Raw genomic sequence first — 11789 nt, 5'->3', positions numbered from 1 at the left:
CTTCAGATTAAAAAGGAGGAAGTGTAGTGGATATAGATATAGTTAAATTAGAGCAGTTTAGAGACCTTAAGATTTCAAGAGAAGAATTATATCAGTCAATGCATAAAGATGTGGCTAAAATATCTATAGAAACTCCTGTCAAGGTTTGCAGTGAACATGTGATAGGATTGTTAGAAGGTTACAAAAATGGTTTAAGAACCAAGGATACAATACTTGAATGGGTAAATACAATTTGGTTCTCAGGATGGTTTGAGTATTGTGATGAACAATGTGATTCGATAGCAAGTGTTATGAATTGCCTTGAAGAAATTGATGAAGAAGGTAAAGAATTAAATTTGGAGAAAGTTGAGATTTACTTAAATGCTTTGAAACACAATCTTGAAGTTGATTAGAAAAATTTTCACTGCAAAATTTATTGTAATCTTGCTACAAAACACCATAAGAAATAAAAAAACACATAATTTGACTGTTACAATATGATTTGCTTAATGTAACTTACCACATAATAGTAGTTCTGTAGTCAATAGCTGAATAAAACTTAAATCAATGCTAAAATGGTAGTAATAGTAAAAAACTGTTACTACCATTCTTTTATGAAACCACAGTTTCAGCCTTTGAACTTACCTCGTGAGAGGTTAATGCTTTATGATAAAATAATGTGTAGAGAAACAACTTAAAGATATTTATCACAAAAACTAAAAAACTTGTATTAGGAACATGTTTTAACAGTAATTGCCGGCAGGCGTAATAAATTTTAGAGGCTATAAAAATTACACATTTAGAGTGGGTGGTATAAACAGATTTCTAAGTTTCAGGGGGTGTTTTTTCCCACTGAAACTTAGAAATCGTTATCCAGGGTAGTAGCCGACGTTAAACAGACATCCCAAATCTGTGATTTGGTGATGGTCGTTTACTCATTCGAGGAACGAGAAGGAGTTTCCTTTTCTAAATGGGAGTCTTAGGGCGGGTAGACATCGGATAAACGTGCAGATCAAAACCTAATCACTTACATTTTATATATATCTTAAAATTCACTCATAAGTAGAAAATCTGCAATATGTTTGCGCTTTTCTTCGAATGTTATCCTGCCCGAATTCCTTTGTCAAGCAACAAAATCTATTTCTTTATCAGTCTTTTGCCTATTGTTTCATTTCAATATCAGAAAACATCATGGACTAAAATATAATATTATAACCCCAAAAGAGTAATTATTACATCAACTTTTGGGGTTATAACCATAAAGATTCTAAAATATTAGGTATCTGCCACAGTCCAAATAAAAATTATTAAGTTTGCTATTTTTATATGGACATATTCAATTTTTCGGTTAAGAAATTATAATAATCTAATGCTTCTTGATTATTTTCATCAAAATATAAGGCACTCTCAAAATCATTTAATAATATATACATTTCTCCTCTTTTCTTAAAGACAGTGGAAATAGATTCTAGTGATATAGTCTCATCGGTATCTGCAATTTCTAGAGCTGTAGTAAAGGTATCTAATGCATCTTCATATTGGCCTAGTTCAGCATAAGCTGATCCAAGATAATAATAATCATAATAATTCGTATACATGTTTGTAGAAACTTTAAAGTCTTTTATTGACTCCTCGTATTTTCCTAAACGAAAGTATACTGCACCTCTTGCGCTATAGGATTCTTCACCATTAGGGTTTAAAGATATTGCCTTAGTAAAATCACTGATTGATTTATCGTACTGAGATAAATATACATAAGATATACCTCTTCTAAGATATGATTGCCAGTACTGTTCGTTTACTTCTATGGATTTAGTAAAATCTTCTATGGCTTTAGTGTATTCTCCTAAATTATTATAAACTAAGCCTCTTGTATAATAAGCAGTTCCCTCAGTGGTTCCAAGCTGTAATGATTTAGTTAAATCGCTTAGAGCTTGTTCATATGCACCAAGTGAATTATAAAAAGTTCCTCTATACTCATAGGATTCTCCTAGATTAGGATCAATTATTATAGCCTTATTATAGCAGCCCAGCGCATCTTCATATTCACCTTTAAGTTCATATAGATATCCTAAGCTAGTTAAGCATCTGTTGCTTTAGGATTCATTTCAATAACCTTGTCTATATCTGTTTCTGCTTTGTCATTCTGCCTTAATAGCATATAGGTTAGTGATCTAATAGAATATTCTGCAGCATTTTTCGGAGTGAATACGACACCTTTATTTAAGTTTGTCTTTGATTCTTCAAATTTAAATTGTCTCCTATAAATATAGCCTTTAGCTGTATAATCAGTCTGGATTTTTGCAGCTTCTTTTATTTTAAAGGTTATATTAGAGCCTTCTTTTAATTTTATGTTCTTTTTGTCATATATATTAGGGCTGATTATTAGTTTATAAGTTTCTCCTTCAATATAAGATGTTTCTGGTGTTACATAAATGGATTTATTATCTGCTCCTAGAGTTATATTTATATTTATAGCTGTTTCTTTGCTGTCTTTTATGGATATTTCTTTTTTCGTAGATTCGTCAAAAACTATTTCTTTATTAAATTTAATAGTCCATGGCTTATCTTTTTCTACAGTTTTATCCCAAACAATATCCTGTGCATTAGCGATTATAGGCTTAAGAGAGAGTCCTATAAACATTAAAAATCAAAAAGTTTTTCACACCACCCCCCAAAACCAAAAATCTTTTCCGTACATATAGGCGAAAAGGGAAAATACATAAAGTAAAAAATAATAAAATAATATAAAATATTGGAGGTAACATAAATGAAAAGATTGAGAATTTTTGTAGCAACTTTAGTTGTGATGAGTAGTATAACAGGAATGGCATTTGCTGAAGGAGAGGCATCTTTAACAAGTGCTGCAGGTATTACTCCAGACAGCATATTATATGGCGTAGATAAAGCGATTGATGATGCGAAAATAGCATTAACCTTTGATGATGAGAAGAAGGTTGAAGTAATTACAGATGTAGCAGAAGAAAGACTTGGGGAAGCTGAAGTTATGACAAGTGAAGGTAAAGAAGATTTAGCTAATACTGCAATACAAGCATACAGTGAGAATATGCAGGAAGCTAATGCAGCTCTTCAAGATGTAGTAGCAGCTACTGAAGGACAAGATTTAGCAACAGCTACTGCAGATAATACAACAGCTGGTACAACTGGTACTGCAGCTACAGATTCAACTGCAACAACAGGTACTACTGGAACCACTACAGAGCCTTCAACTGGAACTACCACAGGTACAACTACTGGTACTGCAACAGATTCAACTACAACTACTGGAACATCAACTACAGGTACAACAACAGGCACTACTACAACTGGTGATACTACAGTTTCAGAAGATGATACAAAAATAGATGCAGAAAAGACTGAAGCTTTAAAAGCATTAGAAGAAAGATTACTTGCAAGACAAGAGAAGTCTATAGAAGTGCTAAAAGCTATACAAGAAAAGGTTTCAGATAGTGCAAAGGCTACTATTGCAGATGTAATAGAATTGCAGACAGCTAAGAAAGATGCTATTATTCAAATGGTTGCAACAAGATTAGAATTAAATTCTGCAAAAGAAGAGCTAAAGGTCGCTGCTGCAAAGGTTGAAGAAGCAAAACAAAGCGGAGATGAAGCTGCTGTTAAAGCTGCAGAAGAAGAGTTAAAGGCTGTTAAGGCAACATTCTTTGAAGTAAAGAATGATTTAAAGGATGCTTTTGTACTTACTAAAACAGTAAATAAAGAAAATAAAAAATTAAGTATAGAATTGAAAAAACAACTTATAGAAGAAGTTAAAGCTGGAACTATAACAAAAGAAGAAGCAAAAGAAGCAATTAAAGCTACTAAGACAAACAATGGAGTAGGAAAAGGCGTAATTGACAAGAAGGTTAAAGACAGCAAGGAAAAAGTTAAGGATACAAAGGATACAGAAGATAAGACTGTAGAAGAAGATAATACTACAGTAGAAACAGAAGTAAAAGCTACAGAAACTGTACAAACTAAAGCTGGTCAAGAAACACAAGAGACAAAAGTAACTGAAGAGAAAGAAAATGCTAAAGTGCAAGAAAGCATAGAAAAAGCTAGAGAGCAAATTAAAGAAAAGAAGGAACAAGTAAAAGAAAGAATTGAAAAAGCTAAAGAAGTAAGAGAAAAAAATAAATAATACTTAGTTACCACCACACACATTAACATATATAAAAGGAGCCTATAATTAATTTTATAGGTTCTTTTTAATTTCTACAAAATTCCTTCACATTTGTAGAATATAATTTGAATATAAGAAAACAAGAGAAGGGATGTGAAGAGAATGTTTGGATTCGCAAGATGCTTTGGAGCTTATGGTGGTTATGGTGATTTTGGACCTGGTAGAGGAATGGGGGCAGGAATGTTTATTATGGGAATTTTCTTCCTAATAGTTATAGCTATCTTAGTATTTTTAGTTGTTAAATATATTAAAAAAGATGCTAATATTACTAAAAATACAATAAATAATGGTGTAAACAATGAGGCATTGAACATTTTAAATATTAAGCTCGCTAATGGTGAAATTAGTGAAGAAGATTATTTAAAAAGAAAGGAAGCCTTACTAAAATAGTAAAATAAATGTATAATTAATATATTAGCATGCAGAATTAAATAACTGCATGCTTTTAAACTTTTGAATAGGTGGTAGAGAGATGGAAGCTAAAACCATATTAGTTGTGGATGATGAAATAAAAATATTAGAAATTGTAGAGGCTTATTTAAAAAAGGATGGCTTTCAAGTATACACAGCAACGGACGGGGAGGCTGCTTTAGATATATTTAAGAAAGAAAAGATCCATTTAGTGGTTCTTGATTTGATGTTGCCAAAGCTTTCAGGTGAAGAGGTTTGCAGAAGAATAAGAACCTTTTCGGAGGTTCCAATTATAATGCTCACTGCAAAAACTGAGGAAGAAGACAAAATACAGGGGCTGGCTATTGGGGCAGATGATTATTTAACTAAGCCTTTTAGTGCAAGAGAGCTGGTAGGAAGAATTAATGCTCTTTTAAGGAGAAGCTATAGAGGTGAAAGTCCTCTTGCGGATATTTTAGTATTTAACGATGGGGATTTAGAGGTAGATATTAAAAAATTCCAAGTTAAAAAGCAAGGCAAGATAGTGAACTTAACTCCTAACGAATTTAAGCTTTTGAATATACTTCTTGCGAGTCCAGGTCAGGTATTTACAAGAGATCAACTTTTAGAAAAGGCCTTTGGAAAAGATTTTGAAGGCTTCGATAGAACTGTAGATACTCATATAAAAAATATCAGACATAAGATAGAGGATAATCCAAAGGAAAGTAAGTACATCCTTAGCATATATGGTGTAGGATACAAGTTTGGAGGGGAAAGATGAAGAATATATCTTTATTAAAAAAGCTCTTATTAAGTTTTTTTATAGTGATTGTAGGGTCATATATTATTACTAGCATTATGGCAAATAAAATGATTGATAAGAGCTTTAACTCTTATCTTGAAAATCAGCTAAAGGAAAAATCCGATAATATAATAAAGCTAGTGGAAAAGTCATATGATGAAAGTAAGGGAATTATAAATATTGATAAAGAAAGCTTAAATAGATATGCGGAGGATGGAAGCTTTGATATAGTGGTAAAGGATATTAAGGGAAATACCCTGTATTCTTCCGGTAATGGCTACCTAATGGGTAAGGGCACTATGGGGAATATGATGAAGAAACATAGTCAAATGATGAAGATGTATAATTTTAATACAAGTGATTATGTGGAGGAGGAGCATCAGCTCTATAAAAATAATGCTGCTATAGGAACCATAAGTATAGGGTATTTAGGAAATTATAATCCAACAGTACAGGATATGGAATTTAGAGGGAATTTAAATAGCGTATTATTGTATTCAGTGATACTTGCCATTTTATTTGGTCTTATTATGAGCTTGATTTTGTCAAAACAGATTACAACACCTTTAGTTCAAATAAATAAAATAGCTAATGAGATGAAGAGGGGAAACTTTAATATAAGATCAAAGGTACAGACCTCAACTTTAGAGCTTAATGAGTTATCACAGTCTATGAATTATCTAGCAGAGGGACTTCAAATGCAGGAAGCACTTAGAAAAAGGCTAACCTCTGATATGGCTCATGAGTTAAGAACACCGCTTACTACACTTTTAAACTATGTAGAGGGATTTATAGATGGAGTGTGGCAGCCTACAGGAGAAAAGCTTAACAGCTGTCACGAAGAGATTCTTAGACTTACAAAGCTAGTAGAGAGACTTCAAGATATAGCAAAGCTGGAGCAGGCAAATCTAGTGCTGAATAAATCAAGTTTTAATTTATCAATTGAATTAAAAAAGGTTGTAGAGGTTTATAAGCCTTTTTATAGTAAAAAAAAGCTTACTCTCATAGAAAATATACACGATGATTTAGAGGTTTTCATGGACAAGGATAAAATAAAGCAGATTATTTATAATTTGCTTTCTAATGCCTTTAATTATTCAAATGAAAAAGGAGAGGTTGTGCTTACTGCCTATAAAAAAGAAGATAATATAGTAATATCTGTTCAAGATAAGGGCATAGGAATAGCTAAAAAGGATTTATCACATATATTTGAACGCTTTTACAGAGCTGATAAATCAAGGACAAGAGAAACCGGCGGAACCGGAATTGGACTTACCATAGTAAAATCAATGGTGGAAGCTCACGGAGGCACTATAAAAGTAGAAAGCAAGCTAGGGGAAGGGAGTATATTTACTATAGTTTTACCTGTAGGGTTAACAATAAAGTAAAATATTTGAAAATTTAATTGAATTGTAATTACCTGATAGAATTTATATGCTATAATATATTACAATATCCGAATATATAGATATATTAAAGTAGCTCTAGGATATATTATGAAATTAAGAATTTATCGATTAAATGGGAGGTTAATGCATGAAAAAGTATATGAAAATAGGTATTGTAGTTTTGCTGATAATAGCTATTGGGGGAATCTATTATGTAAAAAATTTCAGCTCAAAGAACACAATAGACAATAGTTCAAAAATAACTGAAAATGTAGATGAAATTATGAAGGTTAAGAATGGAGAAATAAAAAAGATAGTGGTTATGCAATTATCAACTTCAACTTGTCCAGCTTGCAAAGCCATGTATCCTATTATGGAGAGTATAAATAAAAAATATGGCGATAAAATTATAACAGGAGTAGTTTATCTAGATGATAAAAGCATTGAAAAGCAGGCAATGCAGCTAGCAAATGATTATTCTGTTAGAGTTGTACCCACTATAATAGTTTTAGATGAAGAGGGACAGCAGGTTATAAGGCATGAAGGAATACTGGAAGAAGCTCAGATAGTGAGTATATTAAGTCAAATGGGAGTGAAGTAATGGGGGATTTACTTAGTAATTTTGGGAACTTAATTTCTAATAATATATATTTTGCTTTACTAATTTCCTTTTTAGCAGGGATTGTATCTTCATTTAGTCCCTGCGTTTTGTCCACTCTTCCTCTTATTGTAGGTTATGTAGGAGAAGCAGGAGTTAAGGACAAGAAAACAGCTTTTAAATATTCTTTATTTTTTTCTATAGGCTTAATCGTAACCTTTACCGTCTTAGGGGTGGTTTTTTCAGTAATAGGACAATTTATGAACTTATCAGGTAAGTGGTGGTATATAATTTTGGGCTTAGTTATGCTCATAGCAGGACTAAAGCTTATAGGAGTATTGGGGGACGGGGCTGAAAAAAGCTGCAGAGTACCAAGTAAAAGGGGAGGCTTTCTTGGGGCATTTTTTCTAGGAATTGTGGGTGGGGCCTTATCTTCTCCATGTTCAACTCCAGTACTTGCAGCTATTCTTGCTTTTGTAGCTCAAAAGGGAAATATATTAGTTGGAGTCCTAATGCTTCTGCTTTATTCTATGGGACACTCCCTTTTAATACTCCTAGCTGGAACCTCTGTGGGGTTTGTAGAACAGCTAAGTGTTTCCAATAAAACAAGAACACTAGGAATGATTTTGAAGCTTATATTAGGAGTAGTTGTTATATTGCTAGGATTATATTTGTTATATTTAGGTTTATAAACTTGATGATTTTTAAATTAGTTAAGAGGACTGTCCCCCAGCATAAATCATTCTTATGGGGGACAGATGTATCCACAAAAGGCCTTACCAAGTATAAAGTATTATAAGTTTAGTTTATGCATGTTTTGCCAGAGAGTAATAATAGGAGTTTTTCTCAATTACTACTGGGAACTGAATATCTCCTTTTAATTCTTTGTTTTTTTCTATAACTACGTTTTTGTCCATAATAACCCTAGTCAGCTTAGCATTTTCCCGTATTTCACAATTTTGAAGTATTATGCATCCATCTAGTTTTGCTCCCTTACCAATTACAACTCTCCTTGAGATTATGCTGTTTTTTACAGAACCTTCAATTATGCAACCATTGGCAATTAACGAGTTTGATACAGCAGAGCCTTCTGCATATTTAGTTGGAGGGGCATCCTGTCCTTTTGTATATATAAGTCCTGTACCGAAAAATAACTCTCTGCTTGTTTTTTGATTCAACATATCCATATTAATCTTATAGTATGAATTTGAGGAGTTTACGCATTCTAAGTATCCATTAAAAGCATATGCTTTTATATTTAAATTTAAATTATTAGAATATAAACAGTGCTTAATAGATTTATAGCTGCCAGTGGAAACACATTCTTTTATTATGTCTAATAAAAGTTTCTTTTTCATAATAAACATGTCCATTGATATATTACAAATAGGATTAACACCTATGTTTTTCCCAACACTTATTACCTTATTGTCTGAACTTAAATTAAGGATGCTGCAGTTTGTAAAACTGGAATCTGCATTATTGACTTTTTTATAAATTATTGTTACATCAGAGCCTTCCTTCTCGTGGTATTCAATTGCTTTTTTATAATCAATGTTGCATATCATATTTGAGGATGAAAATATAATACTGTTTTGTTTACTTCTATATAGATAATCTATATTATCCTTTAAAAGATAAATGTCATTTGTTTTAATATCAGAAAAATTAAAGTTAAATAGAAATAATCCATTTATCTTACGATTTAAATCCCAAGGCTTCCCTGATTGCAAATGGTGAAGTAAGGATCTAGATTTATCTTGAGTATATATGCCAATGTTAGTTATTCCTGCATTAACCATGTTAGAAAGGACGAAATCTATTATTCGATATCTTCCAAAAATGGGGATTGCTGCAAGGGGTCTACTACTAGTTAGGCTTTTTATATGAGAGTTATCTTCATTAAGACTTATAATGCCCATATATTCCTTTAGCATATCACTATCCTCCTAAATTATTTAATTGTACAATTAATTTTCACTTCTTCGTAGTCGCCAATTACAGTTATATCTTTAGAGTTACCAATGATAGTATTACTTCTGACTATTGTATGGCTTCCAATGATGCTTTTTTTTATAATAACGTCATTGCCGATTTTTGTATTAGACATTATTACAGAATCTTCAATAATTGAATTTTCTCCAACCTGTACACCAGGAAATATAATTGAATTTTTTACAGCTCCTAAAATAGAACAACCTTCAACAATGAGGGAATTGAGAACTTTTGCTCTATTTCCTATATATTGAGGAGGCAAAGTTGGAGTTACTGAGTATATTTTCCAATCCCTATCATGAATATTCAATTCATTTTCAGAGTGAAGTAAGTCCATATTAGCTTCCCAAAGGCTTTCTATTGTACCTACATCTTTCCAATAACCTTTATATGGAAATGCATAGAGATTATAACCGGAATTCAGAAGTTTTGGGATTATGTTCTTACCAAAGTCATGACATGAATTTTCATCACGAGAGTCCTCAATTAGGAATTTTTTTAAAATTTTCCAATTAAAAACATAAATTCCCATGGAAGCTTTATTGCTCTTAGGATTTTGGGGTTTTTCTTCAAACTCAAATATTTTATTGGATTCATCTGAGTTCATAATTCCAAAACGACTTGCCTCTTCCATTGGAATTTCAATTACAGCAATGGTAGCATCAGAATTTTTTTCCCGATGAAACTTCAGCATCTGAGAATAGTCCATTTTATATATGTGATCGCCAGAAAGCACAAGGATGTATTCAGGATCGTATCTATCGATAAAGTTTATGTTTTGAAAGATCGCATCAGCTGTTCCCATGTACCAGTTGCCCCCATCATTTCTTATATGAGGAGGGAGTATTGTCACACCTCCGCTGTTCCTGTCAAGATCCCAAGGAGTTCCAATACCTATATGAGCATTTAATATATGAGGTTGATATTGAGTTAAAACACCTATGGTGTCTATTCCAGAATTTGAGCAGTTACTAAGGGTAAAATCAATAATTCTGTATTTTCCACCAAAGGGTACGGCAGGTTTTGCATTATTCATGGTTAATACCTTTAATCTAGTACCTTGTCCACCTGCCAAAACCATAGCTAGTATTTCTTTTTTTAGCATTTGCATCACCACCATTCAGGGACAGTCCCTTAATTTACCTTAAAATTTACTTGAATTTCTGTAATTATAGGTTCATTATTAAATAATATTACTGAAGGAGAAAATTTATTCAAATTAATAAATTAAAGTTCGTGGGAACATAATCCATCTATATGATAATATTACAATAATTACCAAAAAACCGCAATAATAAAACCCTAAAACATTAAATGAATATTTTAGGGTTTTGTTCTAAATTATTTTAGTTTTGTAATATATATTTTGAATTCGTAATGTTAAGTTTTCCTTTAAGACCTGAAGAAACGTAAACCTTGTGGTCAGAGGTTACAAAAATTGCATCTACGTTTTTAAGGGATTCAATAAGCTTCATGCCTTCCTCTAGACCTAAAGCAAAAGTACTTGTTGAAAGCCCGTCAGCATCAACAGATTTATCTGCAATAATTGAAACGCTAACTAGAGAATTACTTACAGGGTAGCCTGTATGTGTGTCAAGAATATGATGGTATCTTTTACCATTTTGTTCTAAGTATCTTTCGTAAATTCCTGAAGTTACAACAGATTTATTTTCTACTTCTATAATCCCTAGATATTCACCTCTAGTACTTTCTGGATCCTGAATACCAAGCCTCCATTTAGTGTTATCTGGCTTTGGACCCATAGCATAAATATTTCCGCCAAGATTAATTAGAGCATGCTTCACTCCATTTTCTAGAAGTACTTTTTCCACCTCATCAGCAGCATAACCTTTTGCTATAGCACCTAAGTCTATAATCATTCCTGGTTCCCTGAGCATTACCTTTTCGTTCTTCTCATCAAGAAGAATGTTTTTATAATTTACTAAAGGAAGTTTTGCTTTAATTTCTGCATCAGAAGGAACCCTAGCTTGATCTGTACCAATGTTCCAAAGTTTTACTATTGGTCCTATGGAAATATCAAATTTCCCCTTGGATAATTCTGAATAATATAAACTTTTCTTTATAACATCAAAGGTGTCGCTTGAAACCTTAACATATTCTTTTCCAGATTTAGAATTTACATTAATAAGTTCACTGGTATCTTTATTTATGCTCATCTTATCTTCAATTTCACTAATTCTTTTAAAAGCTTTTTCAAGAACATCTCTTGAGCTTTCATCATAAATAGTTACTTTACAAATAGTTCCAAGAAGAACTCCTTCTTTTGAAATTGGCTCAACAGAAGTAGGTTCTGCTTGCTTTTTTGAGCAGCCTGTGTATGTAATAGATATAATAATTAATAATATGAGGAAAAATATACTTTTTTTAAATTTAAACATTACATGCCTCCACATTAAATTATTTATTGCTGCAAAAAGT

At 32.0% G+C, this 11789-nt stretch carries 12 protein-coding genes and 1 pseudogene; 7 read left to right on the top strand and 6 right to left on the bottom strand.

Translation table 11 applies throughout. From position 1 onward, the window contains the following. Positions 1 to 26 precede the first annotated feature (26 nt). A complete protein-coding gene (locus tag CLHOM_RS13500) occupies positions 27 to 392 on the top strand; it encodes a hypothetical protein (RefSeq protein WP_242846783.1) in 366 nt (121 codons plus the stop codon). 909 nt (positions 393 to 1301) lie between these two features. Here the strand turns inward: CLHOM_RS13500 and CLHOM_RS18875 are convergent. Further along, on the bottom strand, positions 1302 to 1985 hold the full coding sequence (locus CLHOM_RS18875) for a tetratricopeptide repeat protein (RefSeq protein ID WP_423230640.1): 684 nt from the start codon (positions 1983 to 1985) through the stop codon (positions 1302 to 1304). Between the two features lie 74 nt (positions 1986 to 2059). After that, positions 2060 to 2623: a tetratricopeptide repeat protein gene (locus CLHOM_RS13490; RefSeq protein WP_052222213.1), complete on the bottom strand. Its 564-nt coding sequence runs from the start codon at positions 2621 to 2623 to the stop codon at positions 2060 to 2062. Between the two features lie 126 nt (positions 2624 to 2749). On the opposite strand from CLHOM_RS13490, the gene CLHOM_RS18560 reads away from it, so the two are divergent. The 6 genes from CLHOM_RS18560 to CLHOM_RS13460 all read left to right on the top strand — a co-directional run bounded on the left by CLHOM_RS18560 (position 2750) and on the right by CLHOM_RS13460 (position 8047). After that, positions 2750 to 4135 (top strand): DUF5667 domain-containing protein, encoded by a 1386-nt coding sequence (locus CLHOM_RS18560; RefSeq protein ID WP_052222212.1) that lies wholly within the window; start codon positions 2750 to 2752, stop codon positions 4133 to 4135. A 144-nt stretch (positions 4136 to 4279) separates the two neighbouring features. Then, positions 4280 to 4567 (top strand): SHOCT domain-containing protein, encoded by a 288-nt coding sequence (locus CLHOM_RS13480; protein ID WP_074782872.1) that lies wholly within the window; start codon positions 4280 to 4282, stop codon positions 4565 to 4567. A gap of 82 nt (positions 4568 to 4649) precedes the next feature. Further along, positions 4650 to 5348, top strand: a complete 699-nt coding sequence (locus CLHOM_RS13475) for a response regulator transcription factor (protein ID WP_052222211.1) — start codon at positions 4650 to 4652, stop codon at positions 5346 to 5348. After that, entirely contained in the window at positions 5345 to 6757 is a 1413-nt protein-coding gene (locus CLHOM_RS13470; protein WP_052222210.1) for a HAMP domain-containing sensor histidine kinase, read from the top strand. The genes CLHOM_RS13475 and CLHOM_RS13470 overlap by 4 nt, the downstream gene beginning before the upstream one ends. Positions 6758 to 6905: 148 nt before the next feature. Continuing rightward, positions 6906 to 7358, top strand: a complete 453-nt coding sequence (locus CLHOM_RS13465) for a thioredoxin family protein (protein ID WP_052222209.1) — start codon at positions 6906 to 6908, stop codon at positions 7356 to 7358. Continuing rightward, positions 7358 to 8047: a cytochrome c biogenesis CcdA family protein gene (locus tag CLHOM_RS13460; RefSeq protein ID WP_052222208.1), complete on the top strand. Its 690-nt coding sequence runs from the start codon at positions 7358 to 7360 to the stop codon at positions 8045 to 8047. The genes CLHOM_RS13465 and CLHOM_RS13460 overlap by 1 nt, the downstream gene beginning before the upstream one ends. A gap of 53 nt (positions 8048 to 8100) precedes the next feature. Here the strand turns inward: CLHOM_RS13460 and CLHOM_RS18930 are convergent. From CLHOM_RS18930 to CLHOM_RS13445, 4 genes and pseudogenes are all read right to left on the bottom strand, one after another. Beyond that, a pseudogene (locus CLHOM_RS18930) lies at positions 8101 to 8148 on the bottom strand (4Fe-4S binding protein); the annotation flags it as partial. A gap of 13 nt (positions 8149 to 8161) precedes the next feature. Then, entirely contained in the window at positions 8162 to 9292 is a 1131-nt protein-coding gene (gene glgD / locus CLHOM_RS13455; RefSeq protein ID WP_052222207.1) for a glucose-1-phosphate adenylyltransferase subunit GlgD, read from the bottom strand. 17 nt (positions 9293 to 9309) lie between these two features. Next, positions 9310 to 10455 (bottom strand): glucose-1-phosphate adenylyltransferase, encoded by a 1146-nt coding sequence (locus tag CLHOM_RS13450; protein WP_052222206.1) that lies wholly within the window; start codon positions 10453 to 10455, stop codon positions 9310 to 9312. 241 nt (positions 10456 to 10696) lie between these two features. Further along, positions 10697 to 11749: an FAD:protein FMN transferase gene (locus CLHOM_RS13445; RefSeq protein ID WP_052222205.1), complete on the bottom strand. Its 1053-nt coding sequence runs from the start codon at positions 11747 to 11749 to the stop codon at positions 10697 to 10699. Between the last annotated feature and the right edge of the window lie 40 nt (positions 11750 to 11789).

Origin of the sequence: Clostridium homopropionicum DSM 5847 (assembly GCF_001263795.1) — a bacterium.
GTDB classification, from domain to species: domain Bacteria; phylum Bacillota; class Clostridia; order Clostridiales; family Clostridiaceae; genus Clostridium_H; species Clostridium_H homopropionicum.
The sequence above is the reverse complement of the archived record's forward strand: the minus strand, read 5'-3'. Positions and strand labels throughout refer to the sequence as shown.